This is a genomic window from Nocardia sp. 852002-51101_SCH5132738 (genome assembly GCF_001665695.1).
GTDB lineage: Bacteria > Actinomycetota > Actinomycetes > Mycobacteriales > Mycobacteriaceae > Nocardia > Nocardia nova.
Map to the genome: position 1 here is coordinate 154430 of NZ_LZML01000145.1, position 20786 is coordinate 175215.

Genomic DNA, 20786 nt, shown 5'->3' on the forward strand with positions numbered 1-20786 from the left:
GGTTCCGGTGCTGTCACATCCCGACCGCCGCACGCCCGTCGTGCTGCTGGCGGGCTTCCAGGGGCCGGTCGCGGACGGCATGGACCACATCGCACAACTGCTGGGCGCGGCGCCCGGCACGGTCGTCGTGCGACACGATCTGAGTTCGCTGCGGGAAGGCGTGGTGCGTCGCCGGGTGCGCCTCGACGGCCGGGAGACCGCGAGCGTGCACGAACTCGCGCACGGCTGCGTCTCCTGCACCCTGCGCGCCGATCTGCTGCCGCTGCTGTGCCGGTTGGCGGCCCGGGATTCGGTGCGCCGCATCGTGATCGCGCTCGACCCGGCCTTCGAGGCGGAAGCCGTATGCCACGCGATCGACACCGTACCCGTGGTCGGCCTGGTGGGCCGCGTGGACGGCCCTGCCGGTCGCGATGTGCGGATCGAGGCGGTGGTCACCGGCCTCGATGCGCGCAGCTGGCCGGCGGACGCGCTGAGTGACGAGACCGTCGACGAACGGGCGGGAGGGCCTGGGGACGACGATCGAACCGTGGCGCAGCTCGCCGTCGGACAGGTCGAATTCGCCGATGCGCTGGTGGTTTTCGCGGCCGATCAGGTGAGCGACGCGGAGCGCGACGTGGTGCGGGCGGTCGTGGATCGGCTGGTGCCCCGGGCTCCGTCGATCTGGGCCGGTGACGGGCGCGACATCGCCGCGGCGCGCATCGAGATGCTACTCGACCGCATTCCCGCCGATTCCCGGCGCGGCCGCGTCTTCGACGCACATGCGCCGCTGTTGCGTGGCCGGCCGCCGCTGGTGGAGGAACACGGTGTGGCGTTGATCGAATTCGCCACCGCTCGCCCATTTCATCCGACCCGCCTGCACGAAGCGCTGGATGTGCTCTTCGAGGGTGTGATCACCGCGCGCGGGCGGATATGGCTGGCGACTCAGCCCGAGCGTGTGGTGTGGCTGGAATCCGCCGGTGGCGGATTGCGGGTCGGCGACGCGGGACGGTGGCTCGCGGCGATGAGTCCCGCGGAACTGGCGTGTGTCGACCCCGATCGGCGCGCGCTGGCGGCACTGCGCTGGGACGAGGATTTCGGGGACCGTGACATCTCGCTGGTGATCCTCACCTGCGGCGCCGATGCGGACGAGATCCGTACCGCGCTGCACTGGGCCTTGCTCGACGAGGGCGAGATGATCCTGCTGCGCAATGCGCCGGATCTGGTCGCGCACTGGGCCGATCCGTTCGGCGAATTCCACGAGGACCCTTGCGAGACAACACAATCCGACAACTCGAGCGGCCGCGGTGTCGATTCCCGGCCGAATGAAAGGTAGGGCGATGAAATCAGGGATTCATCCGGAGTACCACCCGGTGGTCTTCGAGGATGTGAGCACCGGCACACGCTTCCTCACTCGTTCGACGGCGACGAGCGTCCGCACCGTCGAATGGTCCGACGGCAACAGCTATCCGCTGATCACCGTCGATGTCACCGCGGATTCCCACCCGTTCTGGACCGGCGCGCACCGCGTCCTCGACACCCAGGGCCGGGTGGAGAAATTCGAACGCAAATACGGCAGGCGCACCGCGTCCCGACTCGGTGCGCGGGGAGAACTGATATGGCGGTCCCGAAGCGACGCCTGTCGCGCGCCAATACCCACAGCCGGCGTTCGAATTGGAAGGCGACTGCTCCCGACCTGGTGCCGGTGAGTGTCGGGGGTGTCGTCCACAAGGTCCCGCGCCGGTTGGTCGCGGCCGTCCGGCGTGGGCTGGTCGACCCGAAGCGGCTGTAGGACACACGTTTCGATCAGTCGATGGTTTGTATCATTTGCCTGAATCGAGCGATCACTTGGTTATCGAACAAACCGGAGTCAGCTGGGATATCGCCGCCGCTGGGCTTGCGATGTGGTAGCTGGAACGTGAATCGGCAACTGCTGGTTGGTTTTTGGCGTCGGAAAAAGTCCGGTGGAAACGCTGCCTTCCGAGGCCGATGCCGGTACCCTCGTGGCTGAGGGCGGGTTCTCCTGGTGACAGGAGAACCCGCTCATCGCCACTTTCGGGGCCTTTCACCCCTGTCGTTCGGAAGAGGGCGGCGCTTCCAGGGCTCGTTGCCCGGGCTGTGGAGCCTCGTCCGGCCTCGGTCGCAGCGCGTCGAGCAGTGACTCCCAGCGCGCGATCTGCTCGCCGATTACCGCCGCCGGATTCTCCAGCAGGGCGGCCACCAGCGACAGCGGCCACGGCAATTCGGCCGGCGGCGGCGTCTGTCCGGTCAGTTCCAGCACAGTCGTCTCCAGGTCGGCGATCTCGGTGCGCAGCTCGCCGATCTGCCGTAGCGCGGCACCCAGCGCCTCGACGACCGTCCGCTCCGAAATGGCGCCGCCGTCCGTGCCATCGTCGTCGCCCAGCTGGGGCCAGCCCGCCAAACCGGGGCCACGCAGCTGAACCTGTACATCGCGCAACATCGCTTCCTGCTCCGGAGTCACATCCGGTACCTCTCTCATCGCTTCCGCGGCGGGCCGAATTGCCTGCTCCACACTGTAATTCGCGGAGCCCCTCCCGTGCATCGAGACCGGGGCGCCCATGCCGTGGGGCGACGGTTCCGGCGTGGCCGTGAGGGGTGTGGACGCCACCGTGATTCGGAAGTGGAAGAGGCCGGTTCGCGGGCGGCTGCACATTTGCCAACTGGTGCTCATCGGCCCGAAAATGTCCGAATTTTCAGCTTCTTAACATTCCTGGCATCTTCTTGGCGGCTTATTAACGGCCTTTGTTACGTGTTCGTAATGGGGTCACGACAGCCTGTCTAAGGGTTTCGATTTCGAGCTCAGGCGCCAGGGTATCGGCGCCGCAAACTGCTGAAGAAAGTGTATGAGGGAATGAAGCTCAGGAAGTTCGCCGCAACATCGGCTCTGGTCATCGCTGCTCTTGGGATCTCCACAGGCACCGCATTCGCAGCCCCCGCTCCGGCCGCCAACCCCGATATTCATTACACGGCAAACGTTGTCGACAAATCCGTCGTGGTGAAGACCGACGCCGGATCGCTGACGACCGAAGGCAACGAGTTCCAGGTTCGCGACAACCAGGGCAAGGTAGTAGCCGGATTTCCGCTGAGCTATCAGCACGACGGTCTGGAGTACCCGATCGCCGCGCAGATCGACGGCAATCAGGCCACGCTGGTCCCGAGCACCGACCGCGCTGCCGCCCACCCGGCGCAGATGCTGCACGACGTGGCCAGCCGTTCGGATCTCGACGCGGCCAACCAGAGCGCGATCAACGAGCTCGGTATCGCCACCAGCATCGGCACCCTCGTCGGCACCGCGATCGGCCTGGCCGGCGGCTGCGTGCTCGGCGCTGTCCTCGGCACCCCGTTCCTGGTCGTTCCGGGCTGGATCGGCGGCTGCCTGACCGGTGCCGCCCTGGGCGCCCCGCTGGGTGCCGCGGCCGGTCTGGTCGGCGTCGGCGGTATCTCCGGCGTGCTGGTCGCGATCGAGTACTTCAACCGGATCAACGCGCCCGCCGAATCGTAATCTCGGACAGCGCAACGCAATCGGGGCGGGCCCTACGGCCCGCCCCGATTCTCGTCTGTGTGCGGCTCGGCCCCGTCCGGCCGGCCGGCGCGGAGGGGTTCAGCCCACCGGTTGCGGCGTCCGTCCCGCGGGCCGCGCCTTGGCGGCCGGCGACGCGGTCTGCCCGGCAGTGGAATTCGCCGCCTGAGCCAGTTGCCGCGAGCGGGTGGTGCCGGTGCGGTCGGGTGCGACCAGGACCGCGGTGATCGGTACCGCGAGCGACAGCGTGCCCACCACGAAGACCGGGACGAAGAGGGTGAACAGATCGTCGCCGCCGGGCTGGCCGACCGCGGTGTCGAGATGGACGTGCACCCCGGCCTGACCGAGGTAGTGCACAGCGGTGACCGCCACCGCGTACAGCACGGCCGCACCGGCCAGGGGCAGCATCGCGGCGAAACGCGTGGTGGCCCAGAGCAAACCGATCGAGGCCACGATGGCCAGCGCTCCCGCCGCCAGCGACATCCAGATGTTCACATCGACCGATCCCTGCACTCGGATCGCGCCCATGGCGAGCAGATGCATGATCCCGATGCCGAGGCCCATCACCACGCCGCCGGTGATCACCCGCACGATCGTGCTCACCTTGCCCGTGATCACCAGTCCCGCCAGGACCCCCGCCACCGCGACGACCGTCGCTACGACCATCCGGGCGATGTCGTAACGGATCTCACCGGTCGACACCCCGATGCCGAGCATGGTGACGTAGACCGCCAGCCAGGTGCCGACGCCGCCGATGGACACTGCCGCCGCGGTGAGCCACACCATCCGGAACCGCGCGGTGACCGAGAGCGTCGACTGGCGAACACACGCCAGTCCTACGACCGCGCCGGCCGCGGAAACCCCGAGTGCCAGGCCCAGCACCCAGTACCCCATGGTGAAGTAGTTCATCGCTTCCCCTCCGCTCGCACCGCTCAGCTCTGTCCCACCGTCGCGTGGGTGGCGGTCAACCGCTGAATCGCGTATTCGGTGACCGCGGCGAGCGCCCGCCGCACCTCCCCGGCGTCACGGGCGTCGATGTCGACCACCGGCACACCCTCGCGGATCGACAGCGCCTCACGCAGTTCGGCGACCGGGAAACGCGGTGCGCTCGGAAATCTGTTGACGGCCACCAGGAACGGGAGCCCGCGCGCCTCGAAGAAGTCGACCGCGGCGAAGCTGTCCTCGATCCGGCGCGTGTCGACCAGCACGACGGCGCCGATCGCACCGCGGATCAGGTCGTCCCACATGAACCAGAATCGGCGCTGTCCGGGCGTGCCGAACAGGTACAGCGTCAGATTGCCGGGCAGGATGATGCGGCCGAAATCCATGGCCACCGTGGTGGTTTCCTTGCCCGGGGTGGCGGACAGGTCGTCGATACCGTCGGATACGCCGGTCACCATGGCCTCGGTGCGCAGCGGCACGATCTCCGAGACCGCACCGACGAAGGTGGTCTTCCCGGCGCCGAACCCGCCCGCGACCACGATCTTGGTCGAGGCGGTGCGGCTGTCGAGCTCCGGGTGGGGCGGCGTCGGAGCCGTCGAGTTCTGAAAGTGCATGGGGGGATTCTGGTATGGAAGCGGCGGTTGTGGGTGTGAGCCGGGGGAATTGGCTCCGGGCTGAGCGATCTGCGAAGAATTCGTCTGCGGTAGCGGCGGATAACGCTCTGCAGTCGAGGGCGCCGCGGCGTTCTGGGGCGGTGCCGTGGTGTCAAAGGGCACGGAGTCCACGCAGGGTCCTCTCCATCAGGGATCGCCGCTCGTCGAAACTGGCGTCCTCGCTGAGCGTGGTGTGCACCCGGAGGGTTCCGGCCACCACGAGGTCGCCGATCACCACCCGGATCATGCCCAGGGGACGTTGCAGATGGGCGGCGATTTCGGCGACCGAGAGCCGACCCGCGCCCAGACGCAGAATATCTGTTCGAATATCGCCTGCGGGCCAATCGAATTGATTGGCGTAGGGCAGTGTTTCCACGACAGCCTCGAGGGGCAGTTCGACCGCGGGCTCGGTGCGCCCAGCGGTCAGCGCATAAGGACGGACGCGTGTGGTTGGCCGGCCGGACCCGGCTCCGAACGAGCTGGACATCGCAATCGTCAGACCGCCGAACGGGCCGTGGCTTGCACGACCGATCCGACTCGATCGACGAGCAGGGCCATCTCGTAACCGATGCGGCCGATGTCGTGCTGCTTGTTGGCCAGCACCGCCAGGTGCGAGCCGTTGCCGACGCTCATCACCAGCAGGTAGCCGCGCTGCATGTCGACGATCGACTGCATCACCTTGCCGCCGTTGAACAATTGCGCCGCCCCCGCCGACAGACTCGCCAGACCGGCGGTCACCGCGGAGAGCTGTTCGGCGCGATCGGACGGGAGATGCGGGCTGGTCGCCTGGAGCAGGCCGTCGGCCGACACGAGCACCGCGTGCGAGACTCCAGGCACCTCTCTGGTGAAGCGGGTGACGAGCCAGTTCATATTCTCGTCTGTGGTGTTCTGCGCAGTGTCGGTCATGCAAAGCCTCCGTCGTTCTGCTGAGCGTTGTTCCGCCCGGCCGGGTCGTAGCCGGCCGTATCGGCCGGGTCGTACTGGGCCGTGTTGTCTCGGACGCTGACGCGGCCGCTGCGGACGCCGCTCAAATGCCTGGACAAGTTGTTGCGGATTTCCTCCGGATCCCGAGCCTCGACGACATCCTCCTGCGTCAGTCCGCCGGGCACCAGCTGCGCACCGGGCCGGCGGATGGGCAGGCCACCCGAGGTACGGGTGGTCGCGGTCGGGCTGCTGGCGTCCGCTGCCGCCGCCCAGCCCTCGTCGGCGGGAGACGACCAGGCGCCGGTCGGCGCGTTCGAGGACGGTTCGACCAGCCATTCCGACACCATGCGCTGATAGATCGGCGTGGGGGATTCCGGTTTGGCCGGCGCCTGAGCATCCTGCTGGTGGGCATCGTGCTGGTAGGCGTCGGGCCGGGGTGGCGCGAGGGTCGCGCCGTGGCGGGACAGCGGCGCCGGTTCGCGGTCCGGAGCGCGCTGCGCCGGGGCCATGATCGCCGTTTCGGCCCAGATATCGATGGGCTGCGGCTGCGGCCGCGGCTGCGGCCGCGGATCGGCCGGGGCGGGACGCCGGGGCGGCGCGATCTGTTCCAGGTCGCGGTCGGTCACCGGGTTCCACGGATCGGAGGCCGGAGCGAAACTTTCGCCGCGGCCCGCGGTTTCGGGCTCCTCGGCCTCGGCGCGCTCGTCGCGGGGAGGCTCCTCGGCGCGGTCGTCGTGGAAAACGTCCTCACGTCCGGTCTCGGCACCGCGCAGTACGCCGTCGTCGACGGGTTCCGCCGCTCGGTTGTCGGTCTCCGCGACATCGGGCAGCGGGGTGAGCCGGGTGACCGGGGCCGCGGTTTCGGAGTCCGACTGACCGGCCGGGCGTCGCTGCGGCAGTCCGGCGCTGGTGAATCGGGCCGGCTCCGAACTGTCCCCGAACCGCTCCGGCGGATTCGGCACCGCGGTGAGAGTGCGGCCCGGAGCGGGGAACTCGGTGACCGGGGAGGGGAAGTCCGCGATCGGCGTGGTGAAGGTCGAGATGGCCGGTGGGACCACGGCCTCCGCGGGCGAGACCAGCGCACCCGGTAGATGCACGCTGGCCGTGATGCCCGGCTGCTGTGCCATCGTGGAGGTGCGGCGCAGGCCGACCGTGATGGTGTGCCGTGCCGCCAGCCGTCCGACCACGAAAAGACCCATGCGGCGCGCGGTTTCGATGGTGACCTCACCACCGGAGGCCAGGCGCTCGTTGATCGCGCGCATATCCTCGGCGGACATGCCGAGGCCGCGGTCGGTGATCTCGATCAGATATCCGCCGTCCACCGCGCGCGACACCGAGACCGCCACCGGCGTGTTCGGCGGCGAGTAGCGCAGCGAGTTGTCGATCAGCTCGGCCAGCAGATGCTCGATGTCGACGGCGGGCTCACCGGCGACGATACCGTCGGGCACCGAACCGATTTCGACGCGCTGATAGTCCTCGACCTGGGAGACCGCACTCCACAGCATGTCCGACAGCGGTACCGGCGGCAGATGGCCGCGGCGCAACGCGGTACCGGCGAGCACCAGCAGGTTGTCGCCGTTTCGGCGCATACGGGTGGCGAGGTGGTCGAGGCGGAACAGGCTCTGCAGCCGATCGGAGTCGTCCTCGTCGCGTTCCAGATCCTCGATCAGCGACAGCTGCTGTTCGACCAGCGATTGGCTACGCCGCGAGAGCGTTTCGAACATGTTGCTGATCTGCAGGCGCAGGCGGGCCTGTTCGGCGGCGAGGAACAGCGCCTGGCGGTGCATGTCGTCGACCGCTCGGGCCAGCTGACCGATCTCCTCGGTGGTCTGCACGTCGACCGGGACGATCTCCGGAGTCGCGCCGCCGCCGCGCACGACCGCGAGCTCGGCGGGCAGGTCGGTATGCGCGACCTGCAGCGAATCGCGGCGCAGGCGGCGAATCGGGACGACCAGCGAGCGGGCGACCGCCAGCGCCAGGGCCAGACCGGCCAGCAGGGTCACGACCACCAGCGCCACATCGCGCAGGACCGTGCCGCGCGCGTCGACCGAGCGGTCCGACAGTCCGGAGTCGATCAGGTCGACCAGATGGTTGGTGGCCTCGTTGTAGGTGTCGGTACTGGTCTGCATCGACTGCACGACACCGGGCACGTTGATCGGCTCGACCGCGTTCTGACTCATCGCCGCGATACGCGTCTGCAGCGCGCCCAGCAGCACATCCGGCTTCAGCGCCGATTCCGGCTGCACGACCGCGTACTGGTTGATCATGGTGAGTTCGGCGCCGGTGGCGGTCAGGACCTGGGCCAGCACGGCCGGGTTGTTGCCGATCTCACCGCTCTCGAGGGCCAGCTGCTGCTGCGTGAACATCTGGCGGGCGATGGCGATGACACCCATCTGCACGTAATAGCGCTCGAGGGTCGTCTCCTTCGGCGTCGCCAGGGACGAGACGGCGTTGCTGACGTGGCCGTTCACCTCGCTCGCCTGTTTGACGACCTCCTGCGGCGCGCCGCCGTGCAGGCTGTTGCGCAACGTGCGCCCGGCCGCCAGCGCCTCGGTGAGTTCGGTGGCGACCCGCTTGTCGGTCGCCGAATTCTGCAGCGCCGTCTGCAGATCCGCCGCGGCCTGGTCGAACCGGGCCGCGGCCTGGTCCAGCGCCGACTGCGGAACGTGTTCGCCGTTGCCGAGGGTCACGGCGAGATTGTTGGCCGCCGAACCGAAGTCGAGGGTCGGCCGAATGATCCGCGCCTGCTCACTGGCCGTGTTCAGCTGTGAGATGGTGCCGAGTTCGTCCTTGATTCGAAGAACGGCGAATGCCGATGCCAGCACGACCGGCAGCAGTAGCACGATGCCGACCTTGCTAGTCACGGACAGATTGGACAGACTCCTCTGCCATGGCCGCGGTGCAGTGCCCATCCCGCTTCCGTCGCCTCCGCTCGCGCACGTGCCCCGGGTTCCGGCCGCCGCCCGCGTCTGGCCGTTCGGGTCCAACGGGTTGAGAACCAACTAGAGGTTTACTTTTACCGCAGGCAACATACCGCGAGAACACGTTCGCGGCAATTTGGAGGGGTCCGGCGACAACGGTCTAAAACGGCTCGGCGCAACAACTTTCGTGTGCAACAGATACTTCTCGGAACTATTTTCGATGATTCCGCAGGTCACCTGTTGTGGATGCGCGGCGTGTCGAATGGTCGGTTCTCAGTCGGCTCTCAGTCGATCCGGTCAAACTGGAGGCCATGCGCATTCTGGTAGTCGACGATGATCGCGCGGTGCGCGAGTCGCTGCGCCGGTCGCTCACCTTCAATGGATATTCCGTCGAGCTGGCGGTCGACGGCGTCGACGCCTTGGAGAAGGTCAGCGCGTCCCGGCCCGATGCATTGGTGCTCGATGTGATGATGCCGCGGCTGGACGGCCTGGAGGTATGCCGCCGCCTGCGCAGCACCGGTGACGATCTGCCGATTCTCGTGCTGACCGCCCGGGATTCGGTATCGGAGCGAGTGGCCGGCCTCGACGCCGGCGCCGACGACTATCTGCCCAAACCGTTCGCGCTGGAGGAATTGCTGGCGCGTTTGCGCGCGCTGTTGCGCCGCACCGCCCCCGACGCGGCCACCGATTCCTCGGAGACGATGCGTTTCGCGGATCTGTCCCTGGACCCGGTGACGCGCGAGGTATCGCGCGGGGAGCGCGCCATCAGCCTGACCCGCACCGAATTCTCGCTGCTGGAAATGCTGATGGCGAATCCGCGCCGGGTGCTGACGCGCAGCCGCATTCTGGAAGAGGTCTGGGGCTACGACTTTCCGACCTCCGGTAATGCGCTCGAGGTCTATATCGGCTATCTGCGCCGCAAAACCGAGGCCGAGGGGGAGCCGCGATTGATCCACACCGTGCGCGGGGTGGGTTACGTGCTGCGCGAGACTCCTCCGTAGGCCGGGTCGTCGTGGCAAGAGCTCATCCTGGGCACGGCGGCCGCCCCGATCGTGTGGCTCGGCTGGGGCCGCGCCCCGATCCGCACGAGATGCGCCCGCCGATGCCGCTGACCCGCTCGGTGTCGCTGCGCTGGCGGGTGACCCTGCTGGCCGCCTCGGTGGTGGCGATCGCCGTCGCGGTGACCTCGATCGCCGCCTACGCACTGGTCGCCCGCGCCCTGTACGCCGATGTGGACAGTCAGTTGCGCAGCCGCTCGGAGGTGATGGTCAAGAACAACATCGACCTGCAGGGCTTCCAGGCGATCATCATGTTCAGCAGCCTGTACTCCAACGATATCGGCATCGCGCTGATCTATCCCGACGTCGATGTGCCCTATGCCCCGCCGCAACCGATGGATCCGCCGATCGGCCCGGCCGAGATGGCGGTGGCGCACGGAAAGGCCGATGTCTCGCTGCGGACCGCGAACAATCAGCGCGTACTCGCCCGGCGCACGAAATCCGGTGCGACACTGGTTATTTCGCGGTCGCTGGAACCCACCCGTGAAGTGCTCGACCGGCTCGCGTGGCTGCTGTTCACGATCGGCGGTTGCGGCGTGCTGGTCGCCGGGGCCGCCGGCGCGACGGTCGGGCGGACGGGGCTGCGGCCCATCGCCCGATTGACCGCGGCCACCGAACGCGTCGCGCGCACCGACGATCTGGCGCCGATTCCGGTCACCGGTGACGACGAACTGGCGCGGCTCACCGAGAGTTTCAATCTGATGTTGCGGGCGCTCGCCGAATCTCGCGACCGGCAACGGCGGCTGGTCGCCGACGCCGGACACGAATTGCGTACGCCGCTGACCTCGCTGCGCACCAATATGGAACTGCTCATCGCCTCCTCGCGCCCGGACGCACCGCCGATTCCCGAGGAGGATATGGCCGGGCTGCGCGCGGATGTGATCGCCCAGATCGAGGAGTTGTCTACGCTGGTCGGTGACCTGGTGGACCTGGCTCGCGAGGACGCGCCCGAAACCGTCTACGAGCGGGTCGATCTCGGCGAAGTCGCCGAGCGCGCGCTGGAACGGGTGCGGCGGCGGCGCGTGGACGTCGAATTCTCGGCGCAGCTGCGGCCGTGGTTCGTCTACGGCCACGACGCCGGACTCGAGCGGGCCATCCTCAACGTGCTCGACAACGCGGCGAAGTGGAGTCCGCCGGAGGCGCAGGTCGTCCTGACCATGCGCGAAACCGGGCCGGGGCTCATGGAAATCGCGATCGACGATGCCGGGCCGGGCATTCCGCCGGAGGAACGGGAACTGGTCTTCGAACGCTTCTACCGCACCACGGCGTCGCGATCGATGCCCGGATCCGGACTGGGGCTGGCCATCGTGAAGCAGGTGGTGTCCAAGCACGGCGGCACGATCACCGTGGACACCTCCGAACGCGGTGGCACGCTGGTGCGCATCGTCCTTCCCGGCGAACCGCCGACCGCCGCCGACCGCCGGGAGTGATCAGCGGCGATCCGGAATCGATGGGCGCGCGTGGGGCGGCCCCATAAACTGGCACGCATGCGTACCGTCCCGCGGAAACCCGGCTGCGGCGGCCGGATACGGCAGGGAGTCACGGAGAACTGAAAGCACGGTCTCAGTCCGCTCTCAGTCGCTGTCACCAGGCTGGGCGACAGACTCGAGGAGAAACGAGAAATATGACCGAGGATTCGAGGGACAGGCGCGACGAGCCGACCGGTTCGACTCCCCAGTCGGGAGGGCCCGAGCCGACGTCGCCGTCGAGTGGGGCGCAGCCCGCTTCGCCGGAGGGCGATGCCGGAAACGCGTCGCGCGGGTGGGGACAACCGTCGCAATGGGCAGGGCCGTCGTCGCAGGCCGGTGGTGCCGAAGCCGGTGCGCAGTCGCCGGGACCGGCGGGTCCGAGTGGGGGACCGCAGGAACAGCCCGCGCACACCGCGCCGATGCCGCCGTACAACCCGTACGCCGCGCCGGGCCACGCCTCGGGTCAGGGCTATCAGCAGCCCGGCTCGTACCCCTCCGGTACGCCCTACGCCGCCACCGGCGAACATCGCGCGGGCGAACCGTATCCACCCGGCGTCGATCCCAGCGGTGTCCACGCCGGGACACCTCGCCGCCGCGGCCGGGCGGGGCTGCTCGCCGGCGCCGTCGTGCTGGCGCTCGTCGCGGGTGGTATCGGCGGTGCGGTCGGCAGCCTCGCCACGCGCTCTGACAACAACGCGCCGGTCAACAATGCCCTGAACGCGCCCGCTCCGGTCGATCCGGCCTCGGCGAGCGCGCCGCCCGGATCCGTCCCCGCGGTCGCGCAGAAGGTCCTCCCCAGCGTGGTGATGATCCGCGTCGCGGGCGCCCGCGCGGAGGGCGAGGGCTCGGGTGTGGTGCTGTCCTCGGACGGGCTGATCCTCACCAACAACCATGTCGCCAGCGGTGCCGGTCCCAACGCGAAGATGGAGGTCGCCTTCCAGGACGGCAGTACCGCCAATGCTTCGGTCGTCGGTGTCGACCCGGTGTCGGATCTGGCCGTCATCAAGGCGGCAGGTAAGACCAACCTGACGCCGATCGAACTGGGCACCTCGCGCAACCTCATGGTCGGCCAGCCCGTGGTGGCGGTCGGCTCGCCGCTGGGCCTGGCCGGAACCGTCACCACCGGGATCGTGTCGGCGCTCAGCCGCCCGGTGTCGACCAGTGGTGAGGCCGGCTCACAGCACGGTCATCTCCGCGATCCAGACCGACGCCGCGATCAACCCCGGCAATTCCGGTGGCGCGCTGGTCGATACGAACGGCAAGCTGATCGGCATCAACACCGCGATCGCCACGCTCGGCGCCTCCGAGATGCCCGGTTCGCAGAGCGGATCGATCGGCCTGGGCTTCGCGATTCCGGTCGATCAGGCCCGTCGCGTGGCCGACGAACTGACCAAGTCCGGTCACGCCACCTATGCTCAAATCGGGATCTCGGTGCGCGCGCAGGACGACGTCAACGGCGCCCGGGTCTTGGACGTGACACCCGACGGTCCGGCCGCCAAGGCGGGCATCCCGTCGGGCGCGATCGTCACCCGCGTCGACGATCAGGTCATCGACTCGGGCAATTCGCTGATCGCCGCCGTGCGGTCGCACCAACCAGGTGACAAGGTAAAGGTCACCTACACCGATCCACAGGGACAGAATCCGAAAACCGTCGAGGTGACCCTCGGCGCCGCACCGGCGGAGGGTGGCCGATGATCCGTGAACCGCGTCCTTTGACAGTGCTCCCGACACCCGACGCCGACGAGCCCGGGGGACCGGAGTGGTTGTCGCCCACGGACGCTACGGTGAGCAATATGGAAATCGATGCTCCCGTGGCGGGCCGGGCACTTGTTGTGGTCGTCGACGATCGAACCGCGCACGGCGGGGTGGACTCGCTGGGCCCGCTGGTGACCGAATTGCTCACCGAATTCGGCTTCCTCGTGGATGCCACGGTGTCGGTGGCCGGTGACGAGATCGAGATTCGCAATGCCCTCAACACCGCCGTCATCGGCGGGGTCGACCTGGTGATCTCCGTGGGCGGCACCGGTATGTCGCCGCGGGATGTCACCCCGGAGGCGACCCTGGAGGTGCTCGATCGCGAACTGCCCGGAATCAGCGAGGCCCTGCGCGCCTCCGGACTCGCGGCCGGTTCGCTCGACGCCGGTCTGTCCCGTGGTCTGGCCGGCGTCTCGGGCAGCACCCTGGTCGTCAACCTGCCCGGCACGCGCGACGCCGTTCGCGACGGCATGGCCACGCTCGGTCCGCTCGTGAGCCGGGTCGTCGACGAACTGTCCGGATTGGCGGAATAATCGCGGTATGACCGACCGGCCGGCGGGGGCGCAGCGCCCGGACGATTCGCAATCGGCGGAACGCCCGGCGAAGGGGCGCACCCGTTCGGCCGCCGAGTCCGCGCGCCTGGCGCGGATCTTCGGCGAGGCGCTGCCGCGCACCAGCAGCGACGAGCGCGCCCCCGACGGTGAGTTGCCCCGCTCCGGGGACGACTGGCTGCGCGCGCAGGTCCCGCCACATCACGGATAATCGGACTTTGCGGTGTCTCGGATGCCGAGGCATGTCACCGTCCCCTGTCGGCAGCTGTGAATCTCGACGTTCATCGCGGCCGACCGCAAGAAGCTGATGAGAGAAATATGAATACGAACGGTCGGGTCTGGGGTGCGCGCATCGCCGGCATCGGTGCCGTGGCGACCGCCGCGCTCGGCCTGTTCTCCACCGGCGCCGCCAACGCCGGCACCTTCGTCCCGCTGCCCGGCGGCGACCTGTCCAAGACGCTGTCCGACGGCACCGTGGTGCACGTCCGGCTGGACGGCGAATCCGCGACCATCGATCCGGCGATCGTTGTCCCGGCGGTGCACCGCACTGCCCGGGTCTCGGGTAACGCCCATGTCGAACTGTCCGGCGACACGACCGTCGTGGGCGGCAGCATCTACCCCGGGTACACCGTGGGCTGCCAGGTCGACATCTCCGGTGTCGGCGTCGACGGCGGTCCCGGCGCGAGCATGGATTGGAGCGACGGCGAGAACGCCAAGCCGGATGCCGGCGGAAATGTCGGCGGCAACCTGATTCTCGCGCCGGGCCAGGCGAAGTCGTTCTATGTCCTAGACATCGAGGAGAAGGACGACGTCGGCCAGGATGTGCACAAGCCCCGCAACAAGTTCCGGGGTGACAGCGGTTCGGTGGCCTGGTCCGACGAAACCATCGGCCTGACCGGATGTGGCGGTGACGCGCAGGCGCGCGCATTCGTCAGCGTCGAGGTCGAGACCGACAACGTCATCTCATGGGTGACGCTGTGGGGCGAGCCGTTCAGCCTGGGCTGAGCCCGAGCCGGATACCCCTGGCGGCCTGCGGATTCGATCTCAGAACTCGTGCCGGCCGCCGGCGCTCTTGCTGCTCTCCGAGAGCAGATCGCGGATCTCGGCGAGCAGTGCGACCTCGGTCATCACCGCTTCCTTCTCGGTGCCGAATCGCTTCATCAGGCGGCCCGCCGGCAGGATCAGGATGAAGTACAAGATCGCCGCGATCAGAATGAAGTTGACCACGGCGGTGACGATCGGGCCGAGTGCGATGAACGTGGACGGCTTACTGGAATCCAGATAGAAGCCCCAGCCGTGTTCGTTCGCGCCGCCGAACAAATCCAAGAGGGGATTGACGATTCCGTTCACGATGGCGGTGACGACCGCGGTGAACGCGGTACCGATGACCACCGCAACCGCCAGATCGATCACGTTCCCACGGAGCAGGAAATCCCTGAAACCCTTCAGCATTGCGGCTCCTGTCTCATCCGGCGTGCCCCCGCCTCGCCGTTCGGTCTGGTCGTGGCATCCGATGCGATCGCTTTCCGCTATCGAATGAGGTACTCGGGATGCTAACGGACAGTTACGGCAAATGCTTGGCGAACACAGCGAACATCAGTGAAACACCACGGTCAGCGCCGTCTGCAACGAGGCGGCCGCGACGGTGGTCGCATGGCCCGGATCGAGTGCCAGCAGCACGATTCGGTCGGGGGCGGCTCGGGTCCGGGAGCCTGCGTCGGCGGCGCCGGAGATCAAGACCACCGCGGCATCGGACGCGAGGGTGTGCGCGGACGGTGAACGCCCCCGTGGCGCAACCGTATCCGGATCGCCGTGGCCGCCGGTCTCTTCCGCGGCGACCACGTCCACCCGGTCGCCGGGCCGAAGAATATCGGCAATGGCGTTGTCCGCCAATCGCATCGGCACGATCCGGGCATTCGGCACACCGGTCGCCGCGGCTGCCCGCCGGGGGCCGACGATCCGGAGATCGGTCAGTATTTCCCCGGCGTGCACGGCGCCCGTGGAGGTCGCGCCGAGCAGTTTCGCGGGATCGGTGACGGCGCCGTCCGGTATCGCGTCGGGTGGCAGGTTCGCGCCCCGCAGATCCGCGGGGGACAACACCTGTCCGGGTGCCACATCCCGCGCCGCGACGACGACCGGCGTGCGATGCCCGGCGGGGTCGCCGCGCAGGGCGACGACGGCCGCGGCGGCGGCCAGTCCGACGGCCGACAGGCGCCGTATCAGCGTCACGTCGAGCCAGGGTGGCCGTATCCGGGACAGGAATTCGGTGCCGCGAGCACGGCCGAGATCGGCGTCGAGGGGGCGTAGACGATCGAATCGCAAGGTCCGCATACCGGCCACCGTAGGGGCCGCAGCAGCTCGGTCATCCCGGAAAAGAGCAGGTCAGAACTTCTCTGTGGATAACGAAGAGGCTGTGGACAACCGGAGACCGGCGCGGACAGAAGACAGTGGCCGACCGGGCGGTCCGTGGCCGCCCGATTGCGGGCCGGGTCAGGCGACGGCGGTGCTGGTCGACGAGGAGCTCGACGAGGAACCCGAGCTGCTCGACGAGCCGGCCGAGCTGCTCGAGGCGGACGAATCGCTCGACTTGGATTCGCTCGACTTCGCGGCGGGCTCGCTGGCCGACGAGGAGCCGTTGCGGCTGTCGGTGCGGTAGAAGCCGCTGCCCTTGAAGACGATGCCGACCGAGTTGAACAGCTTGCGCAGCTTGCCGTTGCACTTTTCGCAGGTGGTCAGGGCGTCATCGGAGAACGACTGCACGATGTCGAACTTGTCGCCACACTGCGTGCACTGATACGAGTAAGTAGGCACCTGCGAACCTCCACGGTTTTCGTCTTTTAGCACTCTACAGCCGACAGTGCCAACAGTGCCAATCCGGTATTGATTCCCATGGTGCCGGTGCGGTCGGGCGGCGGTGCGGTGGTCTCGCTCTCACCGTGGCACCGGGCGGACGTCGATCCGGCGATCGTCCGCGTCGAGCGTGCACAGCCCGGCCTCCGGCAGCAGAGCCCAGCCCATGCGCCGATCGTGGGGTTCCTCCGGCAACACATCCAGCAGTTCCGAGTCCCGGACGACGGCCACCAGGCGTGCGTCCGGTCGTGCCGCGGGCAGTGTCCGGTCGTAGTAGCCGGCGCCTCGTCCCAGCCGCACGCCGCGCCGATCGACGGCGAGCGCGGGTATCACGATCACCTCCGGCCACTCGATCGCAACCACGCCCAGCGGCGGTCCCTCGGGCTCGAGCAGGCCGTAGCGGGCGCGCCGCAGCCCTTCGATTCCGGTGTACTCCGCCCAGTCCAGTGGTCCGGGCGGTCCGGTCACGGGGACCATCACCCGGGCCCCCGCGGCCCGCAGCGCGTCGAGCATCGCCACCGAACCGGGTTCACCCGCGACCGGGAGATACCCGGCCACCCACGCCGAGCCCGGAGCACCAGAGCCGGATCCGCCCGCCGGGCGGTGCCGCTCGCCACCGGACCCATCGATACGCGACCGGTCGATGTCAAGTACCCGCGTCACGGAACGGGCCAGGGCGTCGGCCTCCGCGGCCCTGACCTCCGGCGGCACCGCCGCCCGGGCGGCCAGCAATTCCGCTCGCCACCGCCCCTTGTCCCGCTGACCGGCGATCTCCACAGGCTCACCCTAGGTGGGCGAACGGTGAGTTTGCCCGCTCCCGTGTTTCCAGGTGCCCTCGGCGGGGAATCGCTGACCCGACGCGGTATCGCGAACACGCTGGTAACGCAGTGAAACCATGGTTGCGGCCGGTTCCCCGACGGGTAGTCGCGGGGGTCGGCGGCGGACCTCGGCAGGGTTGCTGCCGCACCGTTTCGGTGCGACGGCGCCGCCGCGGCCGCCTAGGCTTCCCAGATGCCGGGCCGGTGTTGAGCCGGTCCGACGACAAGAGCGATGGATAGGGTGTGCACTTATGACAGCTGACGCCGGATCGGACGCGACGCAGGCCGTGCGTTCCTGCTTCCGTACCGCGGTGGTCCCCGCGGCCGGACTCGGGACACGGTTCCTGCCCGCGACCAAGACCGTGCCGAAAGAGCTGCTGCCGGTGGTGGACACGCCCGGTATCGAATTGGTGGCCGCCGAGGCCGCCGGATCGGGCGCCGAGCGGCTGGTCATCGTGACCTCGCCCGGTAAGGACGGGGTCGTCGCCCACTTCGTCGAGGACCTGGTGCTGGAGAGCACGCTCGCCGAGCGCGGGAAGTTCCAGCTGCTGGAGAAGGTGCGCAAGGCTCCGGGCCTGCTCGATGTGACCTCGGTGGTGCAGGACGAGCCCCTCGGGCTGGGCCATGCCGTCGCCCAGGCCGAGCAGGCGCTCGACCCCGACGAGGACGCCATCGCGGTGCTGCTGCCCGACGATCTGGTGCTGCCCTGCGGCGTCCTCGACGTGATGAGCCGTGTCCGCCGCAAACGCGGCGGCACGGTGCTGTGCGCGATCGACGTCCCGAAGCAGGAGGTCAGCGCCTACGGCGTCTTCGACGTGGAGCCGGTGACCGACAGTACGAACCCCGACGTGCTGCGTGTGGTCGGCATGGTGGAGAAGCCGGCGCTCGAGGAGGCGCCGTCGACCTTCACCGCCGCGGGCCGGTATCTGCTCGATCGCGCGATCTTCGACGCATTGCGCCGCATCGAGCCGGGTGCGGGCGGTGAGCTGCAGCTCACCGACGCCGTATCGCTGTTGATCGCGGAGGGACATCCGGTACATGTCGTTGTCCACCGTGGGTCGCGCCACGACCTCGGCAACCCTGGCGGTTATCTTCGTGCTGCGGTCGATTTCGCTTTGGAGCGAGACGAATACGGCCCCGCCTTGCGCGAGTGGTTGCAGCGTCGGCTTGCTCCGGATTGGAACCCGCAGCTGATCTCGTCGTGACGACGGGGTCGGCCGGGTCCCGTCACCGCGGGACCGGGTGATCAGTCGGAGTAAAGGGGAAGGGCGGCATGCGCTCGGTTGAGGACCAGCAGATCAAGGTGACCGCGGCGGCCGTGGCCCCGCGGCCGGTCCGGGTCGCGATCTCCGAGGCTCAGGGTCTGCTGTGTGCCGAGGACGTGGTCACCGAGCGTCCGCTGCCCGGATTCGATCAGGCCGCCATCGACGGTTATGCCGTGCGCAGCGTGGACGTGCAGGGCGCCGGCGCCGACATCCGCACCGAGGACGGCGATCCCATCGAGCTGACGCTGCCGGTGGTCGGCGAGGTCGCGGCCGGTTCGCGCCAGCCGATCCGACTGCAGCCGCGGCAATCGGTGCGCATCGATACCGGCGCGCCGCTGCCGACCCTCGCCGACGCCGTGCTGCCGCTGGATTTCACCGACGGTGGCCGGGCCCGGATCAAGATCTACGAGCCGGTTCGCTCCGGTGATTACGTGCGGCGCATCGGTGACGACGTGCAACCCGGCGATATCGCGGTCCGGGCGGGCACCATCATCGGCGCGGCGCAGGTCGGCCTGCTGGCGGCGGTCGGCCGGGACAAGGTGCTGGTGCATCCCCGGCCGCGGCTGTCGGTGATCTCGATCGGTGGTGAGCTGGTCGACATCGATCGCACGCCCGGCCCGGGACAGGTCTACGACGTGAACTCCTACGCGCTCGCCGCCGCCACCCGCGACGCCGGCGCCGACGTGAATCGGGTCGGCATCGTCAGCGCCGATCCCAAGCGCCTGCGCGATGTGGTCGAGGGACAGCTCGTGCGTTCGGAGGTCGTCGTGATCGCGGGTGCGGTCGGCGGCTGGGCCTCCGAGCAGATCCGCGAGGCCCTGGAGGGGCTGGGTGAGCTGACGATCGACCGGGTGGCCATGCATCCGGGCTCGGTACAGGGCTTCGGCCGGCTCGGCCGCGACGAGGTGCCGACCTTCCTCCTCCCGTCGAATCCCGTTGGCGCCCTAGTCGTTTTCGAGATCATGGTGCGGCCGCTGATCCGGATCGCGCTGGGCCGCCGGCATCCGATGCGCCGCGTGGTGCGGGCCCGCACGATCATGCCGATCACCTCGATGGAGGGCCGGCGCGGTTACCTGCGCGCCCAACTGATGCGCGACGAGCAGACCGGTGAATACCTGGTGCAGCCGCTGGGGGTGAACGGCTCGTCGCATCTGCTCTCGACCCTGGCCGAGGCCAACAGCCTGATCGTCATCGACCCGGAGGTCACCGATATTCGCACCGGTGACGAGGTCCAGGTCGCATTTCTCGCACAGCGCGGGTGATCTGTGGACATGAACGTATTCCGGGCCGCCCAGCATCCGGGCTGGCCCGCACATCTCGGTCCGGTTCGAGTCGCGGGTGGGCGAGTGACCCTGCGCCCGATCCGGCTGCGGGACGCGGCGGCCTGGTCGCGAATCCGCCTGCGCGACCGCGAACATCTGGAGCCGTGGGAGCCGACCGGCCGGGGTAGCTGGGAGGCGCGCAATCACGCCTCCAACTGGCCGTCGCTGTGGTCGAGCCTGAAGGCCGAGGCGCGCCGGGGGGCGATGGTGCCGTTGGTGATCGAGGTGGACGGATCCTTCGGCGGCCAGCTGACCATCGGCAACATCGTGCGGGGTGCGTTGCGTTCGGCCTGGATCGGCTACTGGGTCGCCAAGGACGTCGGCGGCCAGGGTGTCGCCACCGCCGCGCTGGCGATGGGACTGGACCACTGCTTCGGGCCCGTGGGCCTGCACCGGGTGGAGGCGACGGTGCGGCCGGAGAATCTGGCCAGCCAGGCGGTACTGCGCAATGTGGGCTTCCGCGAGGAGGGCACGTTGCGGCGCTATCTGGACGTCGACGGCGCGTGGCGCGACCATCTGCTGGTCGCGATGACCGTCGAGGAGGTGTCCGGCACGGTCGTCGATCGCCTCATCCGCTCGGGTCGTGCCACGCCGCCGTGAGCGGCCCGGTCGCGCGGCGTTTTTCGGCGGTGACGCGCCCGGGCCTGGTGATGACCGCCTTGTGACGGGTGGGGCAGGTGTGGGCGGCGCGCCTGCGGGATATTCCTGTGACGCCGCATTAACCTACGGACGTCGGTGGTG

21 protein-coding genes and 2 pseudogenes are annotated in these 20786 nt (G+C 68.7%); 13 read left to right on the forward strand and 10 right to left on the reverse strand.

Going from position 1 to position 20786, the window contains the following annotated elements:
* The first annotated feature begins 7 nt into the window (after window positions 1-7).
* The 3 genes and pseudogenes from mrf to rpmF all read left to right on the forward strand — a co-directional run bounded on the left by mrf (window position 8) and on the right by rpmF (window position 1768).
* On the forward strand, window positions 8-1312 hold the full coding sequence (mrf, locus tag A5789_RS20915) for a ribosome hibernation factor-recruiting GTPase MRF (protein WP_227462777.1): 1305 nt from the start codon (window positions 8-10) through the stop codon (window positions 1310-1312).
* A 4-nt stretch (window positions 1313-1316) separates the two neighbouring features.
* A pseudogene (locus A5789_RS20920) lies at window positions 1317-1559 on the forward strand (type B 50S ribosomal protein L31); the annotation flags it as partial.
* Window positions 1560-1594: 35 nt separating this feature from the next.
* Complete coding sequence (gene rpmF, locus A5789_RS37980; RefSeq protein ID WP_063014266.1) at window positions 1595-1768, forward strand: 50S ribosomal protein L32; 174 nt, start codon at window positions 1595-1597, stop codon at window positions 1766-1768.
* 273 nt (window positions 1769-2041) lie between these two features.
* Here rpmF and A5789_RS20930 read toward each other — a convergent pair whose 3' ends face one another.
* Window positions 2042-2458 carry a hypothetical protein gene (locus tag A5789_RS20930; protein ID WP_146098712.1) on the reverse strand — a complete coding sequence of 139 codons (417 nt, stop codon included), beginning with the start codon at window positions 2456-2458 and terminating at the stop codon, window positions 2042-2044.
* Window positions 2459-2989: 531 nt separating this feature from the next.
* Between A5789_RS20930 and A5789_RS20935 the strand changes: the two genes are divergently transcribed.
* Window positions 2990-3499, forward strand: coding sequence for a hypothetical protein (locus A5789_RS20935; RefSeq protein WP_227462778.1), 510 nt, complete (start codon window positions 2990-2992; stop codon window positions 3497-3499).
* Between the two features lie 99 nt (window positions 3500-3598).
* On the opposite strand, the gene A5789_RS20940 is transcribed toward A5789_RS20935, so the two are convergent.
* The 5 genes from A5789_RS20940 to A5789_RS20960 all read right to left on the reverse strand — a co-directional run bounded on the left by A5789_RS20940 (window position 3599) and on the right by A5789_RS20960 (window position 8900).
* The gene (locus A5789_RS20940) at window positions 3599-4426 is read right to left on the reverse strand and encodes an MHYT domain-containing protein (protein ID WP_064905827.1); all 828 of its coding nucleotides are present in this window, start codon (window positions 4424-4426) and stop codon (window positions 3599-3601) included.
* 23 nt (window positions 4427-4449) lie between these two features.
* A complete protein-coding gene (locus tag A5789_RS20945; RefSeq protein WP_051755848.1) occupies window positions 4450-5073 on the reverse strand; it encodes an ATP/GTP-binding protein in 624 nt (207 codons plus the stop codon).
* 151 nt (window positions 5074-5224) lie between these two features.
* Window positions 5225-5599: a DUF742 domain-containing protein gene (locus tag A5789_RS20950; RefSeq protein WP_030515096.1), complete on the reverse strand. Its 375-nt coding sequence runs from the start codon at window positions 5597-5599 to the stop codon at window positions 5225-5227.
* Between the two features lie 8 nt (window positions 5600-5607).
* Window positions 5608-6018 (reverse strand): roadblock/LC7 domain-containing protein, encoded by a 411-nt coding sequence (locus A5789_RS20955; RefSeq protein WP_174554973.1) that lies wholly within the window; start codon window positions 6016-6018, stop codon window positions 5608-5610.
* On the reverse strand, window positions 6015-8900 hold the full coding sequence (locus A5789_RS20960; protein WP_064905823.1) for a sensor histidine kinase: 2886 nt from the start codon (window positions 8898-8900) through the stop codon (window positions 6015-6017). Before A5789_RS20960 ends, A5789_RS20955 begins: the two co-directional genes overlap by 4 nt.
* A 368-nt stretch (window positions 8901-9268) precedes the next feature.
* Between A5789_RS20960 and A5789_RS20965 the strand changes: the two genes are divergently transcribed.
* The 6 genes and pseudogenes from A5789_RS20965 to A5789_RS20990 all read left to right on the forward strand — a co-directional run bounded on the left by A5789_RS20965 (window position 9269) and on the right by A5789_RS20990 (window position 14795).
* Complete coding sequence (locus A5789_RS20965; protein WP_030515099.1) at window positions 9269-9958, forward strand: response regulator transcription factor; 690 nt, start codon at window positions 9269-9271, stop codon at window positions 9956-9958.
* 89 nt (window positions 9959-10047) lie between these two features.
* Complete coding sequence (locus A5789_RS20970) at window positions 10048-11445, forward strand: HAMP domain-containing sensor histidine kinase (RefSeq protein ID WP_082857009.1); 1398 nt, start codon at window positions 10048-10050, stop codon at window positions 11443-11445.
* 194 nt (window positions 11446-11639) lie between these two features.
* A pseudogene (locus A5789_RS20975) lies at window positions 11640-13179 on the forward strand (trypsin-like peptidase domain-containing protein).
* A gap of 98 nt (window positions 13180-13277) precedes the next feature.
* Entirely contained in the window at window positions 13278-13772 is a 495-nt protein-coding gene (locus A5789_RS20980; RefSeq protein WP_081879443.1) for a molybdenum cofactor biosynthesis protein B, read from the forward strand.
* Window positions 13773-13779: 7 nt separating this feature from the next.
* Window positions 13780-14001, forward strand: coding sequence for a hypothetical protein (locus tag A5789_RS20985; RefSeq protein WP_030515103.1), 222 nt, complete (start codon window positions 13780-13782; stop codon window positions 13999-14001).
* Between the two features lie 107 nt (window positions 14002-14108).
* Window positions 14109-14795, forward strand: coding sequence for an MspA family porin (locus A5789_RS20990; protein WP_063009128.1), 687 nt, complete (start codon window positions 14109-14111; stop codon window positions 14793-14795).
* A 39-nt stretch (window positions 14796-14834) separates the two neighbouring features.
* Here A5789_RS20990 and mscL read toward each other — a convergent pair whose 3' ends face one another.
* The 4 genes from mscL to A5789_RS21005 form a co-directional block, all read right to left on the reverse strand.
* A complete protein-coding gene (mscL, locus tag A5789_RS20995; RefSeq protein WP_063009130.1) occupies window positions 14835-15242 on the reverse strand; it encodes a large conductance mechanosensitive channel protein MscL in 408 nt (135 codons plus the stop codon).
* Window positions 15243-15386: 144 nt separating this feature from the next.
* The gene (gene cpaB, locus A5789_RS21000) at window positions 15387-16121 is read right to left on the reverse strand and encodes a Flp pilus assembly protein CpaB (RefSeq protein WP_064905819.1); all 735 of its coding nucleotides are present in this window, start codon (window positions 16119-16121) and stop codon (window positions 15387-15389) included.
* 159 nt (window positions 16122-16280) lie between these two features.
* A complete protein-coding gene (locus A5789_RS35795; protein ID WP_081879444.1) occupies window positions 16281-16601 on the reverse strand; it encodes an FmdB family zinc ribbon protein in 321 nt (106 codons plus the stop codon).
* Window positions 16602-16721: 120 nt separating this feature from the next.
* Window positions 16722-17417 (reverse strand): 5-formyltetrahydrofolate cyclo-ligase, encoded by a 696-nt coding sequence (locus A5789_RS21005; RefSeq protein WP_064905817.1) that lies wholly within the window; start codon window positions 17415-17417, stop codon window positions 16722-16724.
* A gap of 292 nt (window positions 17418-17709) precedes the next feature.
* Between A5789_RS21005 and A5789_RS21010 the strand changes: the two genes are divergently transcribed.
* The 3 genes from A5789_RS21010 to A5789_RS21020 all read left to right on the forward strand — a co-directional run bounded on the left by A5789_RS21010 (window position 17710) and on the right by A5789_RS21020 (window position 20645).
* Window positions 17710-18663, forward strand: a complete 954-nt coding sequence (locus A5789_RS21010; protein ID WP_063023706.1) for a UTP--glucose-1-phosphate uridylyltransferase — start codon at window positions 17710-17712, stop codon at window positions 18661-18663.
* Window positions 18664-18731: 68 nt separating this feature from the next.
* Window positions 18732-19985: a gephyrin-like molybdotransferase Glp gene (gene glp, locus A5789_RS21015; protein ID WP_064927334.1), complete on the forward strand. Its 1254-nt coding sequence runs from the start codon at window positions 18732-18734 to the stop codon at window positions 19983-19985.
* Window positions 19986-19994: 9 nt separating this feature from the next.
* A complete protein-coding gene (locus A5789_RS21020) occupies window positions 19995-20645 on the forward strand; it encodes a GNAT family N-acetyltransferase (RefSeq protein ID WP_030515110.1) in 651 nt (216 codons plus the stop codon).
* The last annotated feature ends 141 nt before the right edge of the window (window positions 20646-20786 follow it).